Source organism: Deinococcus soli (ex Cha et al. 2016) (genome assembly GCF_001007995.1).
In the GTDB taxonomy this organism is placed as follows: Bacteria; Deinococcota; Deinococci; order Deinococcales; family Deinococcaceae; genus Deinococcus; species Deinococcus soli.
Genome location: NZ_CP011389.1, coordinates 1,135,137 through 1,158,447 on the forward strand (window position 1 = coordinate 1,135,137; position 23,311 = coordinate 1,158,447).

General features: G+C 68.9%; 32 protein-coding genes. All 32 read right to left on the reverse strand.

Translation table 11 applies throughout. From position 1 onward, the window contains the following. Positions 1 to 244: 244 nt before the first annotated feature. Positions 245 to 1,201 (reverse strand): TIGR01777 family oxidoreductase, encoded by a 957-nt coding sequence (locus SY84_RS05605; RefSeq protein WP_046843192.1) that lies wholly within the window; start codon positions 1,199 to 1,201, stop codon positions 245 to 247. Between the two features lie 4 nt (positions 1,202 to 1,205). Beyond that, positions 1,206 to 2,384, reverse strand: coding sequence for a VWA domain-containing protein (locus SY84_RS05610; RefSeq protein WP_046843193.1), 1,179 nt, complete (start codon positions 2,382 to 2,384; stop codon positions 1,206 to 1,208). Positions 2,385 to 2,413: 29 nt separating this feature from the next. Then, positions 2,414 to 3,769, reverse strand: coding sequence for a polysaccharide deacetylase family protein (locus tag SY84_RS15800; protein WP_052751051.1), 1,356 nt, complete (start codon positions 3,767 to 3,769; stop codon positions 2,414 to 2,416). A 42-nt stretch (positions 3,770 to 3,811) separates the two neighbouring features. Beyond that, positions 3,812 to 6,013 carry a DUF5682 family protein gene (locus SY84_RS05620; protein WP_157882901.1) on the reverse strand — a complete coding sequence of 734 codons (2,202 nt, stop codon included), beginning with the start codon at positions 6,011 to 6,013 and terminating at the stop codon, positions 3,812 to 3,814. Position 6,014: 1 nt separating this feature from the next. Next, positions 6,015 to 6,515 carry a hypothetical protein gene (locus SY84_RS16435; protein ID WP_157882902.1) on the reverse strand — a complete coding sequence of 167 codons (501 nt, stop codon included), beginning with the start codon at positions 6,513 to 6,515 and terminating at the stop codon, positions 6,015 to 6,017. A 77-nt stretch (positions 6,516 to 6,592) separates the two neighbouring features. Beyond that, complete coding sequence (locus SY84_RS05625) at positions 6,593 to 7,684, reverse strand: ATP-binding protein (RefSeq protein ID WP_046843194.1); 1,092 nt, start codon at positions 7,682 to 7,684, stop codon at positions 6,593 to 6,595. Continuing rightward, positions 7,681 to 9,051 (reverse strand): DUF5691 domain-containing protein, encoded by a 1,371-nt coding sequence (locus tag SY84_RS15805; RefSeq protein WP_052751052.1) that lies wholly within the window; start codon positions 9,049 to 9,051, stop codon positions 7,681 to 7,683. The genes SY84_RS05625 and SY84_RS15805 overlap by 4 nt, the downstream gene beginning before the upstream one ends. Beyond that, positions 9,041 to 10,393, reverse strand: a complete 1,353-nt coding sequence (locus SY84_RS05635) for an SWIM zinc finger family protein (RefSeq protein ID WP_052751053.1) — start codon at positions 10,391 to 10,393, stop codon at positions 9,041 to 9,043. Before SY84_RS05635 ends, SY84_RS15805 begins: the two co-directional genes overlap by 11 nt. Before the next feature lie 152 nt (positions 10,394 to 10,545). Further along, positions 10,546 to 11,139 carry an adenylate kinase gene (locus SY84_RS05640; protein ID WP_046843195.1) on the reverse strand — a complete coding sequence of 198 codons (594 nt, stop codon included), beginning with the start codon at positions 11,137 to 11,139 and terminating at the stop codon, positions 10,546 to 10,548. A gap of 138 nt (positions 11,140 to 11,277) precedes the next feature. Next, the gene (gene secY / locus SY84_RS05645) at positions 11,278 to 12,609 is read right to left on the reverse strand and encodes a preprotein translocase subunit SecY (RefSeq protein WP_046843196.1); all 1,332 of its coding nucleotides are present in this window, start codon (positions 12,607 to 12,609) and stop codon (positions 11,278 to 11,280) included. Further along, on the reverse strand, positions 12,610 to 13,068 hold the full coding sequence (gene rplO / locus SY84_RS05650; protein WP_046843197.1) for a 50S ribosomal protein L15: 459 nt from the start codon (positions 13,066 to 13,068) through the stop codon (positions 12,610 to 12,612). Further along, positions 13,065 to 13,232 (reverse strand): 50S ribosomal protein L30, encoded by a 168-nt coding sequence (rpmD, locus tag SY84_RS05655; protein WP_046843198.1) that lies wholly within the window; start codon positions 13,230 to 13,232, stop codon positions 13,065 to 13,067. Before rpmD ends, rplO begins: the two co-directional genes overlap by 4 nt. Continuing rightward, on the reverse strand, positions 13,229 to 13,750 hold the full coding sequence (gene rpsE / locus SY84_RS05660; protein ID WP_081424520.1) for a 30S ribosomal protein S5: 522 nt from the start codon (positions 13,748 to 13,750) through the stop codon (positions 13,229 to 13,231). The genes rpmD and rpsE overlap by 4 nt, the downstream gene beginning before the upstream one ends. Then, positions 13,740 to 14,078 (reverse strand): 50S ribosomal protein L18, encoded by a 339-nt coding sequence (rplR, locus tag SY84_RS05665; RefSeq protein WP_046843200.1) that lies wholly within the window; start codon positions 14,076 to 14,078, stop codon positions 13,740 to 13,742. Before rplR ends, rpsE begins: the two co-directional genes overlap by 11 nt. Then, positions 14,078 to 14,635: a 50S ribosomal protein L6 gene (rplF, locus tag SY84_RS05670; RefSeq protein ID WP_046843201.1), complete on the reverse strand. Its 558-nt coding sequence runs from the start codon at positions 14,633 to 14,635 to the stop codon at positions 14,078 to 14,080. The genes rplR and rplF overlap by 1 nt, the downstream gene beginning before the upstream one ends. Positions 14,636 to 14,728: 93 nt before the next feature. Further along, on the reverse strand, positions 14,729 to 15,130 hold the full coding sequence (gene rpsH / locus SY84_RS05675; protein WP_046843202.1) for a 30S ribosomal protein S8: 402 nt from the start codon (positions 15,128 to 15,130) through the stop codon (positions 14,729 to 14,731). Between the two features lie 338 nt (positions 15,131 to 15,468). After that, positions 15,469 to 15,654 carry a type Z 30S ribosomal protein S14 gene (locus SY84_RS05680; RefSeq protein ID WP_046843203.1) on the reverse strand — a complete coding sequence of 62 codons (186 nt, stop codon included), beginning with the start codon at positions 15,652 to 15,654 and terminating at the stop codon, positions 15,469 to 15,471. A 13-nt stretch (positions 15,655 to 15,667) separates the two neighbouring features. Next, positions 15,668 to 16,207, reverse strand: coding sequence for a 50S ribosomal protein L5 (gene rplE, locus SY84_RS05685; RefSeq protein ID WP_046843204.1), 540 nt, complete (start codon positions 16,205 to 16,207; stop codon positions 15,668 to 15,670). Positions 16,208 to 16,298: 91 nt separating this feature from the next. Further along, positions 16,299 to 16,646 carry a 50S ribosomal protein L24 gene (gene rplX / locus SY84_RS05690; protein ID WP_046843205.1) on the reverse strand — a complete coding sequence of 116 codons (348 nt, stop codon included), beginning with the start codon at positions 16,644 to 16,646 and terminating at the stop codon, positions 16,299 to 16,301. Next, positions 16,646 to 17,050, reverse strand: coding sequence for a 50S ribosomal protein L14 (gene rplN / locus SY84_RS05695; RefSeq protein WP_022800312.1), 405 nt, complete (start codon positions 17,048 to 17,050; stop codon positions 16,646 to 16,648). The genes rplX and rplN overlap by 1 nt, the downstream gene beginning before the upstream one ends. Then, the gene (rpsQ, locus tag SY84_RS05700) at positions 17,047 to 17,331 is read right to left on the reverse strand and encodes a 30S ribosomal protein S17 (protein ID WP_046843206.1); all 285 of its coding nucleotides are present in this window, start codon (positions 17,329 to 17,331) and stop codon (positions 17,047 to 17,049) included. The genes rplN and rpsQ overlap by 4 nt, the downstream gene beginning before the upstream one ends. Beyond that, the gene (rpmC, locus tag SY84_RS05705; protein ID WP_046843207.1) at positions 17,328 to 17,528 is read right to left on the reverse strand and encodes a 50S ribosomal protein L29; all 201 of its coding nucleotides are present in this window, start codon (positions 17,526 to 17,528) and stop codon (positions 17,328 to 17,330) included. The genes rpsQ and rpmC overlap by 4 nt, the downstream gene beginning before the upstream one ends. Beyond that, a complete protein-coding gene (gene rplP, locus SY84_RS05710) occupies positions 17,515 to 17,940 on the reverse strand; it encodes a 50S ribosomal protein L16 (RefSeq protein ID WP_046843208.1) in 426 nt (141 codons plus the stop codon). The genes rpmC and rplP overlap by 14 nt, the downstream gene beginning before the upstream one ends. Next, positions 17,940 to 18,686, reverse strand: coding sequence for a 30S ribosomal protein S3 (gene rpsC / locus SY84_RS05715; protein WP_046843209.1), 747 nt, complete (start codon positions 18,684 to 18,686; stop codon positions 17,940 to 17,942). Before rpsC ends, rplP begins: the two co-directional genes overlap by 1 nt. After that, positions 18,686 to 19,084: a 50S ribosomal protein L22 gene (gene rplV, locus SY84_RS05720; RefSeq protein WP_081424521.1), complete on the reverse strand. Its 399-nt coding sequence runs from the start codon at positions 19,082 to 19,084 to the stop codon at positions 18,686 to 18,688. The genes rpsC and rplV overlap by 1 nt, the downstream gene beginning before the upstream one ends. Then, positions 19,081 to 19,368, reverse strand: coding sequence for a 30S ribosomal protein S19 (rpsS, locus tag SY84_RS05725; protein WP_046843210.1), 288 nt, complete (start codon positions 19,366 to 19,368; stop codon positions 19,081 to 19,083). The genes rplV and rpsS overlap by 4 nt, the downstream gene beginning before the upstream one ends. A gap of 13 nt (positions 19,369 to 19,381) precedes the next feature. After that, positions 19,382 to 20,215 carry a 50S ribosomal protein L2 gene (gene rplB, locus SY84_RS05730; RefSeq protein WP_046843211.1) on the reverse strand — a complete coding sequence of 278 codons (834 nt, stop codon included), beginning with the start codon at positions 20,213 to 20,215 and terminating at the stop codon, positions 19,382 to 19,384. A gap of 13 nt (positions 20,216 to 20,228) precedes the next feature. Beyond that, positions 20,229 to 20,516, reverse strand: a complete 288-nt coding sequence (locus tag SY84_RS05735; protein ID WP_046843212.1) for a 50S ribosomal protein L23 — start codon at positions 20,514 to 20,516, stop codon at positions 20,229 to 20,231. Next, the gene (gene rplD, locus SY84_RS05740; protein WP_046843213.1) at positions 20,513 to 21,118 is read right to left on the reverse strand and encodes a 50S ribosomal protein L4; all 606 of its coding nucleotides are present in this window, start codon (positions 21,116 to 21,118) and stop codon (positions 20,513 to 20,515) included. Before rplD ends, SY84_RS05735 begins: the two co-directional genes overlap by 4 nt. Before the next feature lie 3 nt (positions 21,119 to 21,121). Continuing rightward, complete coding sequence (gene rplC / locus SY84_RS05745; RefSeq protein ID WP_046843214.1) at positions 21,122 to 21,742, reverse strand: 50S ribosomal protein L3; 621 nt, start codon at positions 21,740 to 21,742, stop codon at positions 21,122 to 21,124. Then, positions 21,739 to 22,062 carry a 30S ribosomal protein S10 gene (gene rpsJ, locus SY84_RS05750; RefSeq protein ID WP_014685998.1) on the reverse strand — a complete coding sequence of 108 codons (324 nt, stop codon included), beginning with the start codon at positions 22,060 to 22,062 and terminating at the stop codon, positions 21,739 to 21,741. Before rpsJ ends, rplC begins: the two co-directional genes overlap by 4 nt. A gap of 5 nt (positions 22,063 to 22,067) precedes the next feature. Further along, a complete protein-coding gene (gene tuf, locus SY84_RS05755; protein ID WP_046843215.1) occupies positions 22,068 to 23,285 on the reverse strand; it encodes an elongation factor Tu in 1,218 nt (405 codons plus the stop codon). Between the last annotated feature and the right edge of the window lie 26 nt (positions 23,286 to 23,311).

Genomic DNA, 23,311 nt, shown 5'->3' on the forward strand with positions numbered 1-23,311 from the left:
GGGTTGCCTCCTGCCCCCACCATAGGCGCGCGCGGCTGACAGGCTTCTGAATGCCGCGCCCACAGGCGACGTGAAGACCGCCCGTGAAGGTCACAGCAGCATTCAGGAGTATTGAAGGTGCCCTTCAATACTCCTGAACGAGCGGACTCGCAGAGCTGCGAAGCAGAGCGAGCACCTGACAACACCAGCGGTTGGAAGTGGAATTGAAGGGCGTAGGGCCCTTCAATGCAACCGGACACCGCTGTCAGTGTCCGGCGTGCCCCTCGCGGCGGGCCTGCGCGACCAGTTCACGGATCGCCTGCGGCCACGTGGGGTACTCGAAGGTGAAGCCCGCGTCCAGCAGGCGCGTGGGCACCACCCAGCGACTCTTGAGAAGGAGTTCCGCCTCAGAGCCCATCACGGCGGCGCCCAGGCCGATCAGCGCGGCGGTGGACGGCACGCCGACCGGTACGCCCCACGCGTCGCGGTACGCGCGCAGGAACGCCGCGTTCGGGAGGGGGTGCGGCGCGGTGACGTTCACCGGACCGGAGAGCGCCGATTCGGGGGACGAGTCGATCAGGAACTGCGCGGCGCGGCAGAAGTCCCGCTCGTGAATCCACGACACCATCTGCTCCCCACCGGCCATGGCGCCCGCCGCGCCCAGCCGTACCACGCGGTCGGTGGTCTCCATGATGCCCCCGGTGCCCACGCCGTACACCATCGCGGTGCGCAGCGCCACGCGCCGCGTGTGCGGCAGCGTCTCCTCGTTCAGCGCGGCCTCCCAGCGGCGGGCGACGTCCACGCTGAAACCCGAACCCAGCTCGCCAGTCCGTTCATCCTGCGGGTGGTCGCGGGCGTCGCGGTAGATGGTCGCGGTGGAACTGTTCAGCCACACGCGCGGCGGGCGGTCCACGCTGGCCAGGGCGCGGCCCAGCGCGCGGGTGCTGTCCAGGCGGGACGTGTAGATCTCCAGCATGTTCGCCGCGCTGTACCGGCAGTTCACGGTGCGCCCCGCCAGATTCAGCAGGGCCGCGGCGCCGTCCAGTTCCCGCACCCACTCGCCCTGCCGCAGCGCGTCCCACGCCACCCTGCGCCCCGGCGCCGGCGCAGCCGGGCGGGAACGCGACAGGATCACGACCTCCCACCCCAGCGCCGTGAAGTGCCGCGCCACCGCCCGACCCAGGAACCCACTGCCGCCCGCGACCACCAAACGCTGCGTCATAGGCCTACCCTACGCCGCTGCCCCGGACCACAAGTCCCTGATCGCCCGCCCACGCGCCCGGATCGTCCCCGCGCAGCGCGGCGGCCAGCAGGCCCGGAAAGTGCGCGGGCGTGCACGCGAACGCCGGGATGTCCAGGCTCGCCAGGGCGCGCGCCACGCCGTGGTCGAAACTGGGCGCGCCGTCGTCCGACAGGGCCAGGAGTGCCACGACCAGGACGCCACTCTCGCGCAGCGCGCGGGCGCGGGCGAGCATCTCGCGTTCGTTGCCGCCCTCGAACAGGTCACTGAGCAGCACGAGCACCGTCTGCTCGGGCCGCTCGATCACGCCCTGGCAGTACGCCAGCGCCCGGTTGATGTCGGTGCCGCCGCCCAGTTGCAGGCCGTACAGCAGCTCCACCGGGTCGCCCAGGTGCTCGGTCAGGTCCGCGACCGCCGTGTCGAAGGCCACCACGCGCGTGCTCAGCGCCGGGAGGCTCGCCAGGACCGCGCCGAACACCCCGGCGTACACCACGCTGCCCGCCATGCTGCCCGACTGGTCCACGCACAGCACCACGTCCCGCAGGCTGCGCCGCCGCCGCCCATGCCCGACCAGCCGCTCGGGGACGAGGGTGCCCAGTTCCGGGCGGTACGTGCGCAGGTTCGCGCGGATCGTGCCCGGCCAGTCGATCTCGGCGGCCTTCGGGCGGCGCGTGCGCTGCGCGCGGCTGAGACTCCCGGTGACGGCCGCGCGGGTCGGTTCCTCCAGTCGGCGCGTCAGGTCGTCCACCACGCGCCGCACCACCGAGCGGGCCGCGTCCCGCGCCGACGGCGGCATCACGCCCTTCAGGGACACCAGCGTCGCCACGAGATGCACGTCCGGCTCCACGCCATCGAGCATCTCCGGTTCGAACAGCAGCTGCTGGAGGTTCAGGCGCTCGATGGCGTCCGCCTGCATCACCCGGACCACGTCGGTCGGGAAGAACTCGCGCAGGTCCGCCAGCCAGCGCGCCACACGCGGCGCACTCCCCCCCAGCCCGCCCCGGCGTTCACCGTCTCGCGGGTCGTACAGCCCGGCCAGCGCGGCGTCCATCCGGCGGTCTTCCAGCGTGAGGGGCACCTCCGTGCCCTCCTGCGCGCCCAGCCCGTCGGCGTCCCCGCCACCCAGCACCAGCCGCCAGCGGCGCGTGCGTTCCTCTGTGGTCATTGCTGTCCTCCCTCCCTCTGCCCGCCTGCTTACCAGACGGACGTGAACTTCACGCCGAACCGGCCCGCGCCGCTCACCTCGGCGGCGAGGCTGTAACTGCCCACCCGGTACTCCAGCTCCGCGAAGGGCCCGGCCCCCTCGCCCCAGCGGTACCCGCCGCCCAGCCGCAGCGGGCGGCCCTCGCCGTCCTGCCAGGGCAGCGCGGCCCGCAGGCCCAGCTGCGTGCCCGACGCCCCGTGCGCCGCGCTGATCTGCACGTAATCCGCCGGAATCAGGGTCGCGCCCGCACCCCACGTCCACGCGCCACCCAGCCGACTGGCCCGCCCCCAGACCTCGCCGTACCCGCCCAGGGACACCGCGCCGGCCAGCAGCGGCCCGCTGCCGTCCCACCCGGCGGCCAGCGTGACCGGCGCGACGTTGAACGCCACGCTGCCCCCGGTGTACACGCCGTCCAGGCGGCCCACCCCGCGGCGCGCGGCGGCGTTCACACTCCAGCGGCCCTCGCGCCACGCCAGCCGCGTCTCGCGCTCACCGCGCCACGCGACGCTGATCAGCCCGTTCCCCAGCAGTTCGTAATGCGCCGGATTCCAGGTCAGGGGCGGCTCGACCGCCGGCGCCTCGCCCGCCCCCCGATCCAGCAGGGTGTCGATCACCGGCTCGGTCACCCCGGCCAGCAGAAGCGGCGCGCGGGCGTCCAGCCCCCAGCGGGCCCGCAGGGGCAGCAGCGTGTCGTCCCAGGGCGTGATGGCCGGCGCGGGCAGCGCCAGCGGATCCGGGCGGCCCAGCGCGGGCGGCCCCCCGGCCACCCCACACGAGAGCCCCTGCGCCATCGCCGCGCGGCGTACCCGCGCGTCGTGGCGGTTGAGCGGGTACGCGACGCAGCGGGCCGCCTCGCCGTCCGGGACGCTCAGCTCGCGGCGCAGGCCCGCCGGGGCGAGGTCGGCCAGCGCCGCGTGCCGGTGCGAGTGCGTACCGATCTCCCACCCGGCGGCGCGCAGTTCGCGCACCTGCGCGCGGCTCAGGCTGCCCGGCTGATCCAGCCGCGACCAGATCACGTACGCCGTGCCGGGCACGCCCAGGTCACGCAGCACCGGGAAGGCCAGCCGGTACACGCTCTCGAAGCCGTCGTCGAACTGGATGACCGCCACCTTCTCCTGCGGGGCGGCGCGCGCAGCCTCGCTGGAGGTCACGAAGCGGTACCCGAGGCGGCGCAGGGTCTCGACCCGCTGCCGCAGGGCCTGCGGCGCGATCCCCAGCGACGCCCCGCTGCCCGCCCCGACCTGGTGGTACACGAGCACCATGGGACGCGCCTGGGCGTGGGAACACGCCGCGCCGGAGATCAGGGCCAGGGGAAGCAGCAGGGCGCGCAGGCGGGACGTCAGCATAAGACCCGATCAAGATACCCGGCACTGAATCTCATTTTCTTATCATTCGGGGGATACCCCCAGCAGGCTCAGCACGACCGGAACGACCCGCGCCGCCCGGGCGTCATCCACCGTGACCGGCGCGAGGCGCGACGCGGGCGTCCCCCCACGCAGCGCCTCGCCGATCGCGCGGCGTTCCGGGGCCTCGAAGCGCGCGAACACCCGGCGCAGCAGCGGCAGCACGCTCTGGAACACCTCGGCGTCCAGGGCCGACAGCCAGCCGTCCACCAGCGCCAGCAGGCCCGCGTCGTGCACGAGCAGCGCCCCGGTGTCCCCCAGGAAGCCGTCCAGCCACGCCGTGACCGCCAGCGGCGACGGATCACTCAGGGCCAGTCCCAGCCGCACCTCCACCTGACCGGCGTCCAGCACGCCCGCGTCCCGCAGGCGGCGCAGCGTGTCCCCCAGCAGCAGCGGATGCGCGTCCTCCCGGTCCGCCGTCCGGCGCAGGGCCGCACGCCACTCGGCCGTCACGTCCGGGTCGTCCAGCAGGCGCACGGCCGCGTCCGCCCCCCGCACCGCGTCCCGCAGCCCGGCGGCCGCCTCGTCCCCCAGACCCACCCCGGCCAGCGGCAGGCCCACCGCCGCGCGGGTCAGCAGCGCCCGGAACGTCTCCAGGGGGGCCACCTCTGCCCCACCCGGACCAGAGGCGGCCGGACCGCGCCCACGCACGTCCCCGTAACGCGCCAGTCGCGCCAGGGGCGGCAGAGCACGCAGCACGTCCGGCACGTCCGCGCCCAGCGCCGACCGCTCATCCAGCGCCGCGAGCGTCACCGGCAACGCACCGGGCAGGTCCGCGAGGCGCAGCACCTCCAGCAGCGCCGTCAGTTCCGCCAGCGTCCCCGCGCCCCGCGCGGCCTCCAGCGCGGACGCCGTCGCCGCGTCCCGCACCGTCTGCCCCAGCCGACTCGCCTCGACCAGCCGCACGCTGAACTCCGGCCGCCAGCGCAGCTGCCACCCCTCGCGGAACGTCCCCAGGCCGCCCGACCCCCGGGGTTTCGCCCACGGCACGCCCAGCAGGTTCAGGCGGTGAAACAGCACGCTGCGCGCCAGATCGTTGTCCGAGCGCAGGTCCAGATCCAGGTCCAGCTTCTCCGGCAGCACCTTCAACCGCAAACTCTTCTGCTGCCGCGCCACGTCCCGCGCCAGCGGCACCGTCGGCACCCCGTCCGGCACCACGCCCAGCGCCTCCCCCACCACCAGCCGCTCCTCGATCAGCCGCAGGGGCAGGTCCCCGTCCCAGCCGAACACGCTCAGCGCCGCCTCGTTCAACTCCTCCAGACCCGGCAGCGCCCGCCCCCGCAGCGCCGCCAGCGCGTTCGCCAGCCGCGTCGCCTCGATCACCGACGCGCTGCTCGCCTCCAGCCGCTCGGCGCGCAGCAGCCGCGCCACCCGCGCAAACCAGCGTTCCGCCACCGCGTCGCGCGACGTGAACAGATGCTCGTAGTACCCGGGCGAGCGCACGCCCGCCCCGTACCCGCTCGCCACGCTCAGGCGACCATGCGTCCACGGCACCCATGTCAGGGTCACCTTCGCCTTCGGCAGCCCCCTGAGCAGCGCCGCGTCCGCCTTCACCGGGAACACGGAGACATCCAGCGCGGGCGCATGCCACGCCCCGCACACCACCGCCACCCGCGCGAAGCCCTCCTTCAGCGCCGCGCGGATGCCCTGCCGCATGAACGCCTCCCGCTGCGCCTCCCGACCCACCGGCCCCAGCGCATCCGCCCGCACCGCCCGCATCGCCTCGTTCACCGCCGCGAACACATCGAAATCATCACCGCGGGCCTCCACCAGCGACTCCCACCACCGCTCGAAATCCGCGAAACCCGCCGCCTGCGCCAGCACCCCCAGCGGATCATCCCGCAACTCATCCTCCGGCGCGTCCCGCTCCCCGGCCAGCACCACCCCAGCCGGAAGATCCACGAACCGCGCCACTACCCCCGCCCGCGCCGCCCACCGCAACGCCACGAACTCCGGACTGAACACCGCGAACGGCCAGAACGCCGCGCGAGAAGGATCATCATTCACGTAGCCGAGGAGTGCCACGGGCGGCGTCATGTCCGCCTGCGCCAGGAACGGCAGCACGGAACCCGCATCCGACGGCCCCTCGACCAGCACCACATCCGGATTGAGCTGCGACAGCGCGTGCTCAAGGCTGCGCGCCGAGCCGGGGCCGTGATGACGAATGGGAAAGATGGAGACGCTCACATCACTCCTTTGAGACACTGATCGACGGTGGTCTGAACTCAGAGCTTGCGAACCCTGCGTTGAAAGCAGCAAGGACTCTCTCGTCTGTCCAGCCAGTACCAGTTGCCTCGTGGACATCCACGATTAATGGAGGCGCCAATTCGCTCGGTAGGACGACCAGCGTTTCCTGCGTCGCGAATTCAGCAGGCAGTGCCAGTTGGACTTCCCAACCCGGCCAACGTTCACGAACAAGGTTCAATAAGAACAGGAAGAGATCACGATATTCAATGAGTTCGTGCATCTCTTCCGACATCTCGTCGTAGCCGCGCACGTCAGGTACCCACTCCCAAAATCCGAAGATGACCGACTGCGCGTCAAAATTGACCAGCATGGCAGCTTCAGTGTAAATCTCATCCCAAATGGCTCGTGGCGGCCGATCCACCCGTTCAGCAGTATCAAACTGAGCCTGAAACCAAGCCAGAAACGGTGCCTCCCCCAGCGCCATCAGGCTGGGGACATCCAACGCGAATCCTCTATGGCTGCATGCCAACGTTTTCCCATTCTCGTGACGGATCAGGTTGCCTCTATGCCCCATTCCGTTCAGCTCACCGCCCGGCAGGCTTTATAGAAATCTTTCCAGTCGTCGCGTTTTTTGGTGACGGTTTCGAGGTATTCGCGCCAGATGAGGGCGTCCTGGGTGGGGTCTTTGATGACAGCGCCGATGAGGCTGGCGGCGATGTCGTGGGGGGTGAGGGTGCCGGTGCCGAAGTGCGCGGCGAGGGACAGGCTCTGGCTGACGACGCTGATGGCTTCGGCGGTGCTGAGGCTGCCGCTGGGGGTTTTGAGGCGGGTTTTGCCGTCTTCGGTGGTGCCGGAGCGGAGTTCGCGGAAGACGGTGACGATCCGGCGGACTTCCTCTAGCGCGGGGGGCTGTGCGGGGATCTGGAGGGCGGCGCTGAGGGCCTGGGCGCGGGCGGTGACGATGCGGACTTCGTCGTCGAGGGTGTCGGGGACGGGGAGGATGACGGTGTTGAAGCGGCGTTTGAGGGCGCTGGAGAGGTCGTTGACGCCGCGGTCGCGGGTGTTGGCGGTGGCGATGAGGTTGAAGCCCTGCACGGCCTGGATTTCGGTGTTCAGTTCGGGAACGGGGAGGGTCTTTTCGCTCAGGATGGTGATGAGGGTGTCCTGCACGTCGCTCTGCACGCGGGTGAGTTCTTCCAGGCGGGCGATCTTTCCGCCCTGCATGGCGCGGAGGATGGGGCTCTGGACGAGCGCGGCGGGGCTGGGGCCTTCGGCGAGGAGGCGGGCGTAGTTCCAGCCGTAGCGGAGGGTGTCCTCGGCGGTGCCCGCGGTGCCCTGGATGAGGAGGGTGCTGTCGCCGCTGATGGCGGCGGCGAGGTGTTCGCTGACCCAACTCTTGGCGGTGCCGGGCACGCCCAGCAGGAGGAGGGCGCGGTCGGTGGCGAGCGTGGCGACGGCGATCTCCATGAGGCGGCGGTCCCCAACGTACTTGGCGGTGATCTCGGTCCCGTCGGGCAGGGTGTCGCCGAGCAGGTACGTGAGGACGGCGTGCGGGCTGAGGTTCCAGCGGGGCGGGCGGGGGCGGGTGTCATGCGCGGCGAGGGCGGCGAGTTCGTGCGCGTACTGCTGCTCGGCGTGCTGGCGCAGGACGGTGGCGTCAGGGGTGGTCATGGGTGCTCCTTGAAGTCGTGCCGGATCTGCCTGCGGGTGTCGAGGGTGCTCGTCAGGTCGTGCCAGACGCTCTGGGCGTGGTGGGGGGCGTCGGGTGGCAGGGGTGGGGGGGGCGTGGTGTCGGGGTGGAGGTGATGGGCGTGGTCGTGCAGGGTGCGCCAGCGTTGCGGCCACTGGGAGGGGTGGTCGATGTGCCGGAGGGTGTCCTGGATGAGGGTGAGGATGGCGTGGCTGTCGTCGGGCTTCCAGGGGGTGGGGTGGTGCGCCAGGGCGGCGAGGATGAGGTCGGGGTCGCGGGTGTGCAGGCCGCCCTGGAGGGTGCGGGCCGGGTCGCTGAGGGCGCGCAGGGCCGGGGTGGACGCGTGCGGGAGGAGGGCCTGGGCGAGGGGCTGGTGCCGGTGCGTGAGGGTGCCCGCGATGAGATCGTCGAGCAGGTGGTGGTCGTGGGCCAGGGTGATCAGGGCGGGGGGGCCGCCGGGCGTGGCGTGCAGCAGCGCGTCGGGGTGGGCGTGCCGCAGGACGTGGCTGAGTCGGGCCTGGGGGCCGCCGCTCAGGCCGTCGCGGGGGTTGGGTGGCGTGCCGGGGTCGTGCAGCGTGGCGGCCAGTCGGGCGTTCAGGGCGCTGCGCGGGAGGCGCTGAAGGGTCTGCCGGGCGAGGGTCTGCACGTCGGGGCTGTGGTCGTCCAGCGCGCCCTCCAGCAGGGGTTCCAGGGTGTGGTCGTCGCCGTTCAGGGTGTCCAGCACGGCGCTCAGGAGGCGTTTGCGGCTGGCGGCGCGTTCCGTGTCGAACTGCGTGCGTAGCAGGGCTCGGGCGGCGCCGGGGTTGAGGGCTCGCAGGACGCGGTGCAGGGTGTCGCGGTCGGTGTCGCTCAGGGGGGCCCAGGTGGGCTCGTCGGGGGCGTCAGCGTGAGCCAGGGCGGGGCTGTCCGCGTGGTGTGCCAGCCAGCGCCCCCGTTCGCCCAGCACGCGGGCGAGGGGGACGCGCAGGCTGCGGTCCTGCGTGGCGAGGGTCAGCAGGCGCGGCAGGTACAGCGCCGGGACGCGGTAGCCGTGCGCGTGGCACAGGGTCAGCCACTCGTGCAGCAGGGGGCCGCCCAGATGCGGGAGGTGCCGCGCGGCGCGGGCCGGGGCTTCCGCACGCGGGTCGCTGGGGGCGGGGGTGGGGGCCGGGGCGGGCGGGTCGGGTTGCCGTCCGGCGGTCGCGGCGAGGGTCAGCAGCGCGGCGCGGGCCAGCAGGGTACCTGCCGGGTCGTCCCGGATGACCCGCGCGGCGGCCTGTCCGGTGGCGTCGGGGCCGGGGGTGGGCAGGGGGGCACGTTCGGTGCCGATCAGCGCGGCGCTCAGCAGGGCGGGCAGGTCAGAAGGCATCCTCGTCCTCCGGGGTGTCCAGGGGATGCAGGGTGCCGTCCTGCACGGCGCACAGGGGTGTGAGACTCTGGCCGTCCCATTCGGCGGTGAACGTCTGGGGGTGTCCGCCACACAGGGCCAGCAGGGTGAGGCGGGCCGTGTCGCTGCCGCCCAGCGGGAGGCTGCCACGTGCGTCCCCGGCCCGCCAGGGGTCGCCGTCCCGCGTGGGCGGGTGGACCGTGACGGGCCCGAGGTGGTGCGCGGTGCGCTCCAGCCAGGGGTTCAGGGCCAGGGCGGCGCCGTGCGCGTCGAGCAGCCCCTCCAGGGTGACGGGTGCGGGCAGGGGGGCGGGGGCGCTGCGGGTGGCCTCGCCGTTCAGGACGTGCCGCTGGGGGACCGTGCCGGGGGCGTGGCTCAGGCGGGCGCGGACGCTGCTCCCGGCGGGCAGGGCGGGCGGGAGGGGCCAGCCGGGCGCGGCGAAGTCCAGCAGCAGCGCGGTGGTGCCGCCTTCGTGCAGCCAGGTGCGGCGGGTGCGGACGTGCTCCTCGTCGCTGACGGTGTGCCCCAGCACCAGCCAGCGGGTGTCGGTCCCCCCGGCGGTGACCGTGGCGGCCTTGTCCAGCGGGAAGCCCAGCGCGGCGCGCAGGTCGGCCTGCTGCGGGCCGCTCAGGGTGTCGCGGCGCGGCCACGCCTCGGTCAACAGGTACAGACGGGCCAGGTGGGCCAGCAGCCGATCCGGTTGGGGCAGGACTTCGGGGATCATCCGGACCAGTCGCGCGGCGCCGGGGGCCTGGGCGTCCACGAGGCGGGCGGCCTGGGTGTCCCAGTCGCTGTAGGGGCGCGCGGCAGCCTGCGCCAGTCCGTCCCGGACGAGGTCTTTCAGGAAGGTCTGCAGGGCGTCCAGGCCCAGGCTGACCTTCTTCTCGCGCGCGGCGCGACGTCTGGCCTGCGCGGCGGGATCGGGGCCGCTGCGGGTCTCCCCTGCCGGGTCGGCGTCGGCTGGGCTGGAGTCGGACAGGGCGTGTTTCTCGGCGCGGCCGTCCAGCCACTTCCGGATGGCGTCCGGTGCGGGGTCCGTGCCGAAGTGCTGCGGGTGCGCTTCATGCAGAAGCAGCAGCGCCAGGGCGTGCTTGCAGGGAAACTTACGGCTGGGGCAGGAGCACCTGAAGGCGGGCGCGTCTGGGCCACTGCGGTCCACGCCGATCAGGTAGGGCTGCGTGCCGCTGCCCTGGCAGTGGCCCCACAGGTGGGTGGGTCCGGCGTGCAGATCGGGCCACCCGGCGGGCGTGGCGAGTGTGCGTGCGCTGGCAGCGCTGCCCGCGTCGGGGGCCAGGGTCAGGATGGGGTCAGGGGTGGGCGTCATGGGGCATCCTTTCAGCCGTTACGCTGCCAACGTAATGTAGTGCATTCCCCCATCCGCCTCAAGCGCGCCGACCCGGGAGCACTGCCGGGCACACGAAGGGGGCGGGTGAGTCCAGCCTCAGCCAGAACCACCCGCCCCCCTCGCCGCTGCCTTTACTTCATGCTGCCCAGGATACGGCCGTAGACCTCATCCATGCTGCCCACGCCGTCCACGCGGGTCAGCTGGCCGCGCGCGCTGTAGTAGTCGATCAGGGGCTGGGTCTGCTCGCGGTAGATCTCCTGGCGGCGGCGGGCGACCTCCTCGGTGTCGTCGCTGCGCACCGCCTCACCACGCGCGGCGGCCTGACGGCCCCGGTCCACGATCCGGTCGATCAGCACCTGATCCGGCACTTCCAGCAGCGGCACGGCACTGACGGGCGCGCCGAGTTCCTCGAGCAGCACGTCCAGTTCCTTCGCCTGCGCGCCGGTGCGGGGGAAGCCGTCGAAGATGACGCGCACAGCGTCCATGCTGGCCAGCTTGTCGCGGATCAGCGCGATCAGGATGTCGTCCGGCACGAGCTGTCCGGCGTCCAGGATGGGCTTGACCTGCTGGCCCAGGTCGGTGCCGCGCGCCACGTGGTCGCGCAGGATGTCACCGGTGCTGATCTTGACGAGGCCCTTGTCCTGCGCCAGTCGTTCCGCCTGGGTGCCCTTGCCCGCACCGGGAGGCCCGAGGAAGATCACGACGTTGTGTTTGGGTTGAGTCACTGTTGTCCTCCGTTCACCCCTCAGCATAGAGGCTGAAGGTGCCGTTGGGGTTGCCCTGCCCAGGGTGCGGCTGTCCCCACGGGGGGAACAGGAAACGCGCCGCCCCCGGCTGGGAGGGCGGCGCGCTCTGCGCTGGGGTCAGCTGTCGCGGTTCATACGGCCGCGGATGCGGCCCTTGCTGATGAAGCCGTCGTAGCGGCGGACCGTCAGCTGCGCTTCGAGCTGCTTGAGGGTCTCGAGCGCCACGCCCACGATGATCAGCAGGCCGGTGCCGCTGAACTGGAAGGTCGTGATGCCGGTCCAGCGCTGCACCAGCTGCGGCATGACCGTCAGGATTACCAGGAAGACGGCGCCCCACAGGCTCAGGCGGCTGCTGATCGTGCCCAGGAACTCCGCGGTGGGCGTGCCGGGACGGACGCCAGGAATGAAGCCCCCGGCCTCACGCAGCTGCTCCGCGATGCGCTTGGGATCGAACTGCACGCTGTTGTACAGGTACGTGAAGCCGAAGATCAGCAGGGCTTCCAGCGCGATGTACAGCGGCTGCCCGAACGTCAGGTACGTGGCGATCCAGCTGCTCACCTGCGGCGCACGGGTCACGGTGCCCTGCTGGATCAGGTTGGGAATGATCAGCATCGCCGACGCGAAGATCACGGGAATCACGCCCGCCTGGTTCACCTTGATGGGCAACCAAGTGGCCTGACCGGCGCTGCGGGCCTGTCCGGCCGCGCCGCCACGCGCGCGGGCGTACGTGACGGGCACGCGGCGCTCGGCCTGGTACACGTACACGATCCCGGCGATGGTCACCAGAATCACGGCCACGAACGCCACGATGCGCAGCAGCCAGGGCGCGTCGGGGTCACTGCCGACCAGCTGGGCGGTCAAGCGGATCTCGTTGGGGTACATGGCGATGATCCCGGCCGTGATGATCAGGCTGATGCCGTTGCCGATGCCCACTTCCGTGATGCGCTCACCGATCCACATGGTGAACGCGATGCCTGCCACCTGGGTCAGGACCATCACCAGGATGGTGAACAGGCCCGGCTCCCAGCCGACCGCCAGGAAGCTGGGGTTGGCGTTGATGTACGACGCGAAGAACGCGGCCTGGAAGGTCCCCAGGGCCACGGCGGCGTAACGCGTGTACTGGTTGATCTTCTTACGGCCTTCCTCGCCTTCCTTGGAGAGTTTCTCCAGCGGGGGCAGGGTGGTCGTCAGCAGCTGGATGACGATGCTCGCCGTGATGTACGGCAGCACGCCCAGCGCGAAGATCGAGAACTGCGAAAGATTGCCTCCCGAGATCATGCTGATCAGCCCGAACAGACTGCTGTTCGTCGCGTCGCTCAGTGCGGCGCTGTTGACCCCTGGTGTGGGAATGCTGCTCCCCAGCCGGTACACGGCGAGGAGCAGCAGGGTGAAGACAATCTTCCGCTGAAGATCCGGAATCCGGAATGCGTCGCGGAAGGCGCGAAGCATTTACTCCGCCTTCTCGGCTTCGTTCGCTTCGGGCAGGATGACTTTGCCGCCGGCCGCTTCCACGGCCTTCACGGCGCCTTCGCTGGCGGCGTCCACGTGAATGGTCACGGCGCGGGCGATGTCGCCGCTGCCGAGCAGTTTCACGGGACGGTTCTTGCGGCGCACGAGGCCCGCGAGTTCCAGCACGTTGCGGTCGATGGTGGCGTCCTCGATGTTCGCCAGCTGCGCCAGGTTCACGACTTCGAACGTCACGCCGACGTTGTTGAAGCCGCGCTTGGGCAGACGGGCGATCAGGCGGCTGCGGCCACCCTCGAAGAAGCTACCCTTGCCAGCGCCGCTGCGGCTCTTCTGGCCCTTGTGACCGCGACCGGCGGTCTTGTCGGTGCCACCGGGGCCACGGCCGACGCGCTTGCGGTTCTTGCGGCTGCCGGCGTTGGGCTTGAGTTCGTGGAGTTTCATTCTTGCACCTCCAGCAGGTGCTTGACGGTGTTCACCATGCCGCGCACGGCGGGGGTGTCACTGACCTCGCGGGTCTGGCCGATCTTCTTCAGGCCGAGCGCCTGGACGGTCTTCACCTGGTAGCCAGGGCGACCGATGACGCTGCGCTTCAGGGTGATTTTCACTGGGCGCCTCCGGTGGGCTGCACCTCGCCGCGCAGGGCACGGACCTGCTTGGCGGTGCGGAGGTTCTTCAGGCCGTCGAACACGGCGTAGGCGACGTTCACCTTGTTGCGGCTGCCCAGTTCCTTGGACAGCAGGTTGGTGATGCCGGCCAGTTCGGCGATCGAGCGGGGCACGGTGCCCGCGATCACGCCGGTACCGGGGCCTGCGGGCTTGAGCAGCACGCGGCTGGTGCTGTTCACACCCACGATGTCGTGGGGGATGGTGCCGTTCTCGACGGGCACCATGATCATGTTCTTGCGGGCGATGCTCTTGGCCTTCTCGATGGCCACGGGCACTTCTTTGGCCTTGCCAATGCCCATGCCCACGCGGCCGTTGCGGTCGCCCAGGATCACGAGTGCAGCGAAGCGGAAGCGGCGGCCGCCCTGATAGGTCTTGCTCGTACGGTTGACGAACAGCATCTTCTCTTCGAATTCGCTGCTTTCGCGGTCCATACGGTCGTTACGTCGGTTAGAAGTCAAGGCCACCCTCCCGCGCCGCGTCGGCGAGCGCTTTCACGCGTCCGTGGTAGCGGTACTGACCACGGTCAAAGACAACCTTCTTGACGCCCTTGGCCAGAGCGGCTTCCGCGAGGGCCTTGCCCACGGCGGTGGCGGTGTCGGTCTTGGTGCCCGTCTTGACAGCGGCGCTGCTGGCGGCAGCCACGGTGACGCCTTTGCTGTCGTCGATGATCTGGGCGTAGATGTGCTTGCTGGAGCGGTACACGCTGAGGCGCAGGCGATCTCCGGCGGCCTGCCGCACTTTGCGGCGGGCGCGGAGCTTGCGGCGCACGGTCGTCTGGGCAGCCATTATTTCTTCCCTTTCCCGCCGGTGGCGCCAGCCTTACCGGCCTTGAGGCTGATTTTCTCACCAGCGAAGCGCACACCCTTGCCGTGGTAGGCGTCGGGCTTGCGGACTTTACGGACGTTCGCGGCCACCTGACCGACGAGCTGCTTGTCGATGCCGCTCACGTCGATCTTGGTGGGTTCGGGCACGGCGAAGCTCACGCCAGCCGGGGGCTCGATCACGACGGGGTGGCTGTAACCGATGGTCAGTTCCAGGGCCTTCCCGGCGAGCTTGGCGCGGAAACCGACGCCCTTGAGCTCCAGGTTGATGGTGTAGCCGTCGCTGACACCCTTGACGGCGTTCGCCACGAGCGTGCGGGTCAGGCCGTGCAGGGCGCGGTGGCGCTGCGCGTCGCTGGGACGCTCGACGAGCAGCTGGTCGCCGTCCTGCTTGATGGTCAGTTCGGTGTTGTAGGGAACGGTCAGTTCGCCTTTGGGGCCCTTGACCTTGAAGACGCCGTCCTGGGCGCTCGTGGTCACGCCGCTCGGGACGGCGATGGGCTGTTTGCCAATTCGGGACATGGTCTGTCCTCCTTCTTCCTTAAGTTCGGCCTGCCCGCTGTGGGGGCCGAGGGGTCAGGTGAGATGCTCGCGCGCCGGGAATCCCTGTGGGGATTACCAGAGGACGCAGATGACTTCGCCGCCGACGCCCTGCTTGCGGGCGTCGCGGTCGGCCAGCAGGCCCTTGCTCGTGGAGACCACGGCCAGGCCCAGGCCACGCTGCACGCGGGGCAGGTTCTCGGCGCTCACGTACGCGCGGCGGCCGGGGCGGCTGATGCGCTCGATGTGCTTGATGACCTGCTCGCGCTTGGCGCCGTACTTCAGGGTCAGGCGCAGCACGTCGAACTTCTGGCCTTCGGGCAGCAGACGCTCGTAGCTGGCGACGTAGCCTTCGGCCACGAGCAGTTTGGCCAGCTGCTCTTTGAACTTGGAGGCCGGGACATCCACGGTCTCCTTGTGGGTGCGCGTCGCGTTGCGGATGCGCGTGAGCATATCGGCGATGGGATCACTCAACATGTAGCCTCCATGGGCTGGTGTTGATCCGGGCTGGTTCCCCGTGGGGCCTGGTCCCGGCAGGTGGCCCGGCCCCAGGCAAGCTGGCGGTCGGGCGCGGTTCTCCCCAAGTGGAAGCGGGGGCCACAAGGTGGCGCGTCTCTTCTGTTGGGTCTTCACCACCACCGGACGATGACCTCTCAAGGCGACAGGTTCGTATCCGGGGGGCACTGCGTCCGTTCCTCTTTCAAGGCACGGCAACTTGGGAGTGTATCAGGTCTGCGCCGCGGCCACAAGACAGGGCCGAGCGGCACCACGCAAAAGACCTCCCGCGTGGGGAGGCCCTGGGGGGTGTCAGCTGATTACCAGCTGGCTTTCTTCACGCCGGGCAGTTCGCCCTTGTGCGCCATCTCGCGGATGCAGATGCGGCACAGGCCGAAGAAGCGGTAGTACCCGCGGGCGCGACCGCAGCGGCTGCAGCGGTTGTAGTTCTGCACGGCGAACTTGTGGCCGCGCGCAGCTTTGACGACTTTCGAGGTGTTAGCCATTGTTCATCCGTCCTTATTTGCGGAAGGGCAGGCCCATGGCTTGCAGGAGCGCGCGGGCTTCTTCGTCCGTCTTCGCGGTGGTCACGATGGTGATGTCCATGCCGCGCACCTTGTCGACCATGTCGTAGGTGATTTCGGGGAAGATCAGCTGTTCTTTGATGCCCAGGTTGTAGTTGCCGCGGCCGTCGAAGGCGTTGGGGTTCACGCCCTTGAAGTCACGGATGCGGGGCAGGCCGATGTTGATCAGCTTTTCGAGGAACACGAACATGCGCTCGCCGCGCAGCGTGACCTTGATGCCCACGGGCATGCCCTGGCGCAGCTTGAAGTTGCTGATGCTCTTTTTCGCCTTGGTGACGATGGGCTTCTGCAGGGTGATCAGCGCCAGTTCCTTCGCGGCCTTGTCGATCGCCTTGGAGTCTTCCTTGGCGCTGCCGAGGCCTTCGTTGACGACGATCTTCTCGATGCGGGGCACGGCCATCACGCTGGAGTAGCCGAACTGCTGCATCATCGCAGGGCGGACCTGCTCGTTGTACTTGGTTTTCAGTTGCTGCATGGTGGGTTCCTTCGAGCGGTCTCCCAGTTTTTCAGAGAGCGCCGCTCAGGCCGCCGCGTGTCCCCGGGGGGTGGGCGGCGGCCCGGAGTGGTCAGTCGATGTTCTTGCCGCTCGCGACGGCCACGCGGACTTTCTTGCCGTCCACGATGGTCTTGCGGATGCGGGTCGCCTTGCCGGTCTCGGGGTCCACGATGGACACCTTGCTGGCGTGCAGGGCCAGCTCGCGCTGTTCCTGGCCGCCCTGGGGGTTGGCGGGGCTGGGCTTGACGTTCTTGGTGACAAGGTTCACGCCTTCCACGACGACCTTCTGGTCGCGGGGCAGGGCCAGCAGCACCTTGCCGGTCTTGCCTTTATGCTTGCCGCTCAGGACGATGACGGTGTCACCCTTCTTGATGTGCAGCTTGTCGTTGTGGTGGCTACCAGCGCTGGGACGGGGCATTACAGCACCTCCGGGGCCAGGGACACGATCTTCATGAAGCGGCGGTCGCGGAGTTCACGGGCGACCGGCCCGAAGACGCGGGTGCCGCGAGGCTCGCCCTGGTTGTTGATGATGACGGCGGCGTTCTTGTCGAAGCGGATGGTGCTGCCGTCGGCACGCTTGATCGCGTGGCTGGTGCGCACGACCACGGCCTTGACGACGTCGCCGGCTTTGACGGTGCCGCGGGGGGCGGCGTCCTTGACGGAAGCGACGATGATGTCACCCACGTGGGCGTAGCGCTTGTTGCCGCCGCCGCCGGTGGTGAGACCCTTGCCGCCGATGCCGCTGTTGAGCACGCGGATGCACATGATCTCGCGGGCGCCGCTGTTGTCCGCCACGTCGAGGCGGGACTGGGGCATGATCATGCTTTACCCCCCTCGGTTTCCACGGCGGTGGTCTCGATGCCGCGGGGACGCTCGATCAGCTTGGTGACCTTCCAGGTCTTGGTCTTGCTGATGGGACGCACGGCGATGATCTCGACGCGGTCACCGATCTTGTACTCGTTGTTCTCGTCGTGCGCAGCGTACTTGTGGCTGCGGGTGACGACCTTGCCGTACAGGGGGTGGGCGAACTTGCGTTCGACCTTCACGCTGACGGTCTTGTCGGCCTTGTCGCTGACGACGACGCCGGTAAAGGTCTTCTTCATGCCTGCTCCCCTTTGCTGCGCTCGCTCAGGATGGTGTTGAGCTGAGCCACTTCACGGCGGAGCTGCTTGACGCGGTGGGGCTGGGCGAGGTTGCCCACGGCCGCCTGGAAGCGCAGCTCCATCAGTTCCTTCTTGCGGCTGTCGATTTCCTTGGCGAAATCGGCGGCCTGCAGGTTACGCATATCACTGAGCTTCATCGTAGACCTCGCGCTTCACCATCTTGGTCTGGATGGGCAGCTTGTGACCGGCCAGGCGGAAGGCTTCCTTGGCCTGCTCTTCGGTCACGCCGGACACTTCGAACATCACGCGGCCGGGCTTGACGACACTGACCCAGTACTCCACGGCGCCTTTACCCTTACCCATTCGGGTTTCGGCGGGCTTCTTGGTGACGGGCTTGTCGGGGAAGATGCGGATGTAGATCTTACCGCCGCGGCGGAAGTGGCGGCTCATCACGATGCGGCACGCCTCGATCTGGTTGCTCTTGATCCACGCGGGTTCCAGGGCGATCAGGCCGAAGTCGCCGAACGCGACGTAGTCGCCGCCCTTGGCGTCACCGGTCATCCGGCCGCGGTGCTGTTTACGGAACTTGGTGCGCTTGGGAAGAAGCATCACTCACCTCCGGGGCGGCGCCGCGCGGCGGGGCGGCGGCGGTTGGGGCGGTCACCGTCTTCACGGCGGCGCTCGTCGTTGCGGCGCTGGGGACGGGCGTAGGTTTCGGTCTTGCCGCCGATGACTTCACCGGTGAAGACCATGACCTTGATGCCCAGGCTGCCGTAGGTGGTCTCGGCGCGGGCGGTGCCGTAGTCGATGTCGGCGCGCAGGGTATGCAGGGGCACGCGGCCTTCGCGGACCATCTCGGTGCGGGCCTGCTCGGCGCCACCGAGGCGGCCGGACAGGATGATCTTGACGCCGCGGGCGCCGCTTTCCATCACGCGCTGGGCGGCTTGCTTCATGGCGCGGCGGAACGCGAAGCGGCGTTCGATCTGCTCGGCGATGCGCAGGGCGACCAGGGGCGCGCTGATGTTGGGGTTGGGGATCTCGGCGACGTTCACGGCGACGGTGCCGGCGGACACGAGGCGCTCGATGTCCTGGCGGAGTTCCTTGATGGACTCCCCGCCCTTGCCGATCACGATGCCGGGTTTCGCGGCGCTGATGATCACGTTGACCTGCTGGCCGGCGCGTTCGATCTCGATGCGCGCGATGCCGGCGGCGTTCAGCTTGCGCTGGACGAGCTTGCGGATCTTCTCGTCTTCCTTCAGCAGGCCGGCGTACTGCTTCTTACCGGCGTACCAGCGGCTGTTCCACGTGCGGGTGATGCCCAGGCGGAAGCCGTTCGGGTTGATCTTGTTACCCATTACTTGTTCCCCTTCTCGCCCACGACGATGGTGATGTGGCTGGTGCGCTTCTTGATGATGTTCGCGCTGCCACGGGCGCGGGGGATCAGGCGCTTGAGGGTCGGGCCGGCGTCCACGTACGCGGCGGTAATGACCAGACGGTCCTCGAGCATGTTGTCGTTGTGCAGCGCGTTGTGCTTGGCGCTGTTCAGGACTTTCGCGACGGGTTCGCTGGCGGCGCGGGGGATGAAGCGCAGCAGGTCTTCGGCGTCACGGACGCTCTTGCCACGGATCACGTCGACCACCAGGCGCACCTTGCGGGGGCTGATGCGGACGTACTTGGCGATGGCCTTGCCGGGCGTGCGCAGCTTGACGTTCTGCTTGCGCTGCTTCTTGTTGCGGAATTCAGGAGCGGTCATTTCTTCTTGCTCCCCTTGGCGTTCTTGTCAGCGCCGTGGCCGCGGTAGTTGCGGGTGGGGCTGAATTCGCCGAGCTTGTGGCCGATCATCTGCTCGTTCACGAAGACGGGCACGTGCTGCTTGCCGTTGTGCACGGCAATGGTGTGACCGATCATTTCGGGAACGATGGTGGAGCGGCGGCTCCAGGTCTTGATGACGCGCTTGTCCTTCTTTTCGTTCTGGACGTCGACCTTCTTCAGGAGGTGGTCATCCACGAACGGGCCCTTCTTGAGGCTACGGGGCATGTCCTACCCTCCCTTACTTCCCGCCGCGGCGGGTGATGATGAAGCGGTCGCTGTTCTTGCGCTTCTTGCGGGTCTTCAGGCCCTTGGCGGGCTGGCCCCAGGGGCTGACGGGCACGCGGCCCGCGCCGGTACGGCCTTCACCACCGCCGTGGGGGTGATCCACGGGGTTCATGGCGCTACCACGCTGGTGGGGCTTGCGCCCGAGCCAGCGGCTGCGGCCGGCCTTACCGATGTTGATGTTCTTGTGCTCGGCGTTGCCGACGGCACCGATGGTGGCGTAGCACTCGCTGTGCACGCGGCGGAGTTCGCCGCTGGGCAGACGCAGGATGACGTAGTCGCCTTCCTTGCCCTGCACCTGGATGCTGGTACCGGCGCTGCGGGCGAGCTGGGCGCCCTTGCCGGGGATCAGTTCCACGCTGTGCACAACGGCACCGACGGGCACGAAGCGCAGGGGCAGCGCGTTGCCGAGCTTGGGTTCGGCTTCGGGGCCAGCGTTGACCATGGCGCCGACCTGCAGGCCTTCGGGCGCGAGCACGTAGCGCTTCTCGCCGTCGACGTAGTTCAGCAGGGCGATGCGGGCGCTGCGGTTGGGATCGTACTCGATCGCGGCGACCTTGGCGGGCACGCCGGCCTTGTCGCGGCGCTTGAAGTCGATGATGCGGTACAGGCGCTTGTGACCGCCGCCGATGAAGCGGCTGGTGATGCGGCCGCGGTTGTTACGGCCACCGGTCTTGGGGAGCGCCTCGGTGAGCGCCTTTTCGGGGCGCTTTTTGGTCAGTCCGCTGAAGTCCGCAGTCGTCATGTGGCGACGGCTGGGGGTGTAGGGACGGTATTTCTTGACGGCCATGTTCAATCTCTCCTTAGGCCTGGCCTTCAAGGGCGGCGATGGTCTGGCCGTCGGCGAGGCGCACGATGGCCTTCTTGCGGTCGGCGCGGTGGCCCATGAAGCGGCCGACGCGCTTGCGCTTGCCGGGGACGTTCATGGTGCTGATGCCGATCACGGTCACGCCGAACGCTTTCTGGATGGCGCCCTTGATCTCGGTCTTGGTGGCCTTGGGGCTGACCCAGAAGGAGTACACGCCGCGTTCCATGCCAGCGTAGGCTTTCTCGCTGATCACGGGGGCCTGGATGATGTCGTAGTGGCTCATGCCTCTTCCCCTTCCTGCGCGGGCTCGAGAACGACCGCGTCGATCACCAGGCGCTCGTGGCGCAGGATGTCGTAGGCGTTCAGGCCGGCGACGGGCAGCACGGTGGCCCAGGCGACGTTACGGGCGGCCTGGCGGGTCGCGGCGTCATCGGTCACGATGAGCACGCGCTCGCTGCCGTCCATGCCGTTCTCTTTGGCCCAGGCGACGAAGTTCTTGGTCTTGCCGTCCTGGTCGTAACCGTCGACGGCGATCAGCTTGCCGGCTTCCTGGCGCGCGGCCAGGGCCATGGCCAGACCCAGCTGACGGACCTTGCGGGGCAGGGTGTAGCTGTAGCTGCGGGGCTTGGGGCCGAAGGCCACGCCGCCGCCCACGAAGCTGGGGACGCTGCGGTCGCCGTGACGGGCGTTACCGGTGCCTTTCTGACCGTACATTTTCTTGCCGGTCTTGCTGACTTCCGCGCGGGTCTTGGTGCTGGCCGTGCCGCGGCGGCGGCTGGCGAGCTGCCAGGTGACGACGTCGTGCAGGACGCCGCTGTTCACTTCCGGCAGTTCGAGGTCGATGGTGCGGCCCCCGTTCTTGCCGATGACGTTGATCTGCGCCATGTGTTACTTGCCTCCCTTGGCGGCCTGACGCAGGACAACGAGGCCACCGTTGGCGCCGGGGATTGCACCCTTGACCAGGATGATGTTCTCGTCAGCGCGGATCTCGACCACTTCGAGGTTCTGGACGGTGATGCGCTCCATGCCCATGTGGCCGGCCATGCGCTTGCCTTTGTACACGCGGCCGGGCGTCTTGCGCTGGCCGATCGAGCCGGGGCGGCGGTGCCACTTCTTGGAACCGTGGCTGGCGGGGCCGCCCTTGAAGTTCCAGCGCTTCATGACGCCCTGGAAGCCTTTCCCCTTGCTGGTGCCGGTCGCGTCGATCTTCTCGCCTTCGGCGAAGATGTCGATGCTGACGGTGTCGCCTTCGGGGCTGAAGTCGCGGAATTCACGCAGGAAGCGAACGGGGCTGACCCCGGCCTTCTTGAAGTGACCGGCTTCGGGCTTGTTGACGCTCTTCTCGCGCTTGGGCGCGTAGCCGATCTGCACGGCCTCGTAGCCGTCGGTCTGCGCGGTCTTGCGCTGCACGACGGGGCAGGGGCCGGCCAGCACGACGGTCACGGGAATGGCCTTGTCGCCCTTCCAGATCTGGGTCATGCCGATCTTGGTGCCGAGGATGCCCTTCATGCGCGGCCTCCCACCGTCTTGATCTCGATGTCCACACCGGTGGGCAGGTCGAGGGTCATGAGGCTGTCAATCGTCTTCTTGGTGGGGTTCATGATGTCCACCAGACGGTTGTGGGTGCGGATCTCGAAGTGCTCGCGGCTGTCCTTGTTCACGAAGGGGGAACGCAGGACGCAGAAGCGGCGGATGCGGGTCGGCAGCGGCACGGGTCCGCTCACGTCGGCGCCGGTGCGGCGCACGGTGTCCACGATCTTGCTGGCGGACTGATCCAGCGCCTTGTGGTCAAAGCCACGCAGTTTGATACGGATCTTGGGGGCAACCATGTCTATTACTCCAGAACCTTGGCGACGACGCCGGCGCCGACGGTACGGCCACCTTCGCGGATGGCGAAGCGCAGGCCTTCTTCCATCGCGATCGGCTTGATGAGTTCCACCACGAACGTGATGTTGTCACCAGGCATCACCATTTCCACGCCTTCGGGCAGTTCCACCACGCCCGTCACGTCCGTCGTGCGGAAGTAGAACTGGGGGCGGTAGCCACCGAAGAACGCGCTGTGACGCCCGCCTTCGTCCTTGCTCAGCACGTACACGCTGGCTTCGAACTTCGTGTGGGGCTTGATGCTGCCGGGCTTCGCCAGCACCTGGCCACGTTCCACGTCGTCACGCGCCACGCCACGCAGCAGCACGCCCACGTTGTCGCCCGCCATGCCGCTGTCGAGCAGCTTGCGGTGCATTTCGATCCCGGTCACGGTGGTCTTCTTCGTGTCGCGCAGACCGATGATTTCCACTTCGTCCTGGACTTTCACGACGCCACGTTCCACGCGGCCGGTCGCCACGGTGCCGCGGCCGGTGATCGTGAACACGTCTTCGACGGGCATCAGGAAGGTCTTGTCGGTGGCGCGCTCGGGGGTGGGGATGTAGCTGTCCACCGCGTCGAGCAGTTCCCAGATGCGGTCAACCCAGTTGTTCTCGCCGCGGGCGGTCTTGGGGTTGGCCTGCAGGGCTTCGAGGGCCTGCAGGGCGCTGCCCTTGATGACGGGCAGGTCGTCGCCGGGGAACTCGTACTTGCTCAGCAGTTCGCGGACTTCCATTTCGACGAGCTCGAGGAGCTCTTCGTCGTCGACCATGTCCACTTTGTTCATGAACACGACGATGTAGGGCACGCCGACCTGACGGGCGAGCAGGATGTGCTCGCGGGTCTGGGGCATGGGGCCGTCAGCGCTGCTGACCACGAGGATGGCGCCGTCCATCTGGGCGGCACCGGTGATCATGTTCTTGACGTAGTCGGCGTGGCCGGGGCAGTCCACGTGGCTGTAGTGGCGGGTGGGGGTGTTGTATTCGACGTGGGCGGTGTTGATGGTGATGCCGCGGGCCTTTTCTTCGGGGGCCTTGTCGATCTGGTCGTAGGCCAGTTTTTCGATGGTGGGGTCCATCGCGGCGGCCGTGAAGGTGATCGCGGCGGTCAGGGTGGTCTTGCCGTGGTCGACGTGACCGATGGTGCCCACGTTCACGTGGGGCTTCGTGCGCTCGAACGTTCCTTTAGCCATGTTCTTACTCCCTCCAAGAGGTGGAT

Coding starts and splice junctions, on each gene's coding strand:
- SY84_RS05605 (WP_046843192.1), bottom strand. CDS start 1,201: ATGACGCAGCGTTTGGTGGTCGCGGGCGGCAGTGGGTTCCTGGGTCGG.
- SY84_RS05610 (WP_046843193.1), bottom strand. CDS start 2,384: ATGACCACAGAGGAACGCACGCGCCGCTGGCGGCTGGTGCTGGGTGGC.
- SY84_RS15800 (WP_052751051.1), bottom strand. CDS start 3,769: ATGCTGACGTCCCGCCTGCGCGCCCTGCTGCTTCCCCTGGCCCTGATC.
- SY84_RS05625 (WP_046843194.1), bottom strand. CDS start 7,684: ATGACCACCCCTGACGCCACCGTCCTGCGCCAGCACGCCGAGCAGCAG.
- SY84_RS15805 (WP_052751052.1), bottom strand. CDS start 9,051: ATGCCTTCTGACCTGCCCGCCCTGCTGAGCGCCGCGCTGATCGGCACC.
- SY84_RS05635 (WP_052751053.1), bottom strand. CDS start 10,393: ATGACGCCCACCCCTGACCCCATCCTGACCCTGGCCCCCGACGCGGGC.
- secY (WP_046843196.1), bottom strand. CDS start 12,609: ATGCTTCGCGCCTTCCGCGACGCATTCCGGATTCCGGATCTTCAGCGG.
- rplO (WP_046843197.1), bottom strand. CDS start 13,068: ATGAAACTCCACGAACTCAAGCCCAACGCCGGCAGCCGCAAGAACCGC.
- rplR (WP_046843200.1), bottom strand. CDS start 14,078: ATGGCTGCCCAGACGACCGTGCGCCGCAAGCTCCGCGCCCGCCGCAAA.
- rplF (WP_046843201.1), bottom strand. CDS start 14,635: ATGTCCCGAATTGGCAAACAGCCCATCGCCGTCCCGAGCGGCGTGACC.
- rpsH (WP_046843202.1), bottom strand. CDS start 15,130: ATGTTGAGTGATCCCATCGCCGATATGCTCACGCGCATCCGCAACGCG.
- SY84_RS05680 (WP_046843203.1), bottom strand. CDS start 15,654: ATGGCTAACACCTCGAAAGTCGTCAAAGCTGCGCGCGGCCACAAGTTC.
- rplE (WP_046843204.1), bottom strand. CDS start 16,207: ATGCAGCAACTGAAAACCAAGTACAACGAGCAGGTCCGCCCTGCGATG.
- rplX (WP_046843205.1), bottom strand. CDS start 16,646: ATGCCCCGTCCCAGCGCTGGTAGCCACCACAACGACAAGCTGCACATC.
- rplN (WP_022800312.1), bottom strand. CDS start 17,050: ATGATCATGCCCCAGTCCCGCCTCGACGTGGCGGACAACAGCGGCGCC.
- rpsQ (WP_046843206.1), bottom strand. CDS start 17,331: ATGAAGAAGACCTTTACCGGCGTCGTCGTCAGCGACAAGGCCGACAAG.
- rpmC (WP_046843207.1), bottom strand. CDS start 17,528: ATGAAGCTCAGTGATATGCGTAACCTGCAGGCCGCCGATTTCGCCAAG.
- rplP (WP_046843208.1), bottom strand. CDS start 17,940: ATGCTTCTTCCCAAGCGCACCAAGTTCCGTAAACAGCACCGCGGCCGG.
- rpsC (WP_046843209.1), bottom strand. CDS start 18,686: ATGGGTAACAAGATCAACCCGAACGGCTTCCGCCTGGGCATCACCCGC.
- rplV (WP_081424521.1), bottom strand. CDS start 19,084: ATGACCGCTCCTGAATTCCGCAACAAGAAGCAGCGCAAGCAGAACGTC.
- rpsS (WP_046843210.1), bottom strand. CDS start 19,368: ATGCCCCGTAGCCTCAAGAAGGGCCCGTTCGTGGATGACCACCTCCTG.
- rplB (WP_046843211.1), bottom strand. CDS start 20,215: ATGGCCGTCAAGAAATACCGTCCCTACACCCCCAGCCGTCGCCACATG.
- SY84_RS05735 (WP_046843212.1), bottom strand. CDS start 20,516: ATGAGCCACTACGACATCATCCAGGCCCCCGTGATCAGCGAGAAAGCC.
- rplD (WP_046843213.1), bottom strand. CDS start 21,118: ATGGCGCAGATCAACGTCATCGGCAAGAACGGGGGCCGCACCATCGAC.
- rplC (WP_046843214.1), bottom strand. CDS start 21,742: ATGAAGGGCATCCTCGGCACCAAGATCGGCATGACCCAGATCTGGAAG.
- rpsJ (WP_014685998.1), bottom strand. CDS start 22,062: ATGGTTGCCCCCAAGATCCGTATCAAACTGCGTGGCTTTGACCACAAG.
- tuf (WP_046843215.1), bottom strand. CDS start 23,285: ATGGCTAAAGGAACGTTCGAGCGCACGAAGCCCCACGTGAACGTGGGC.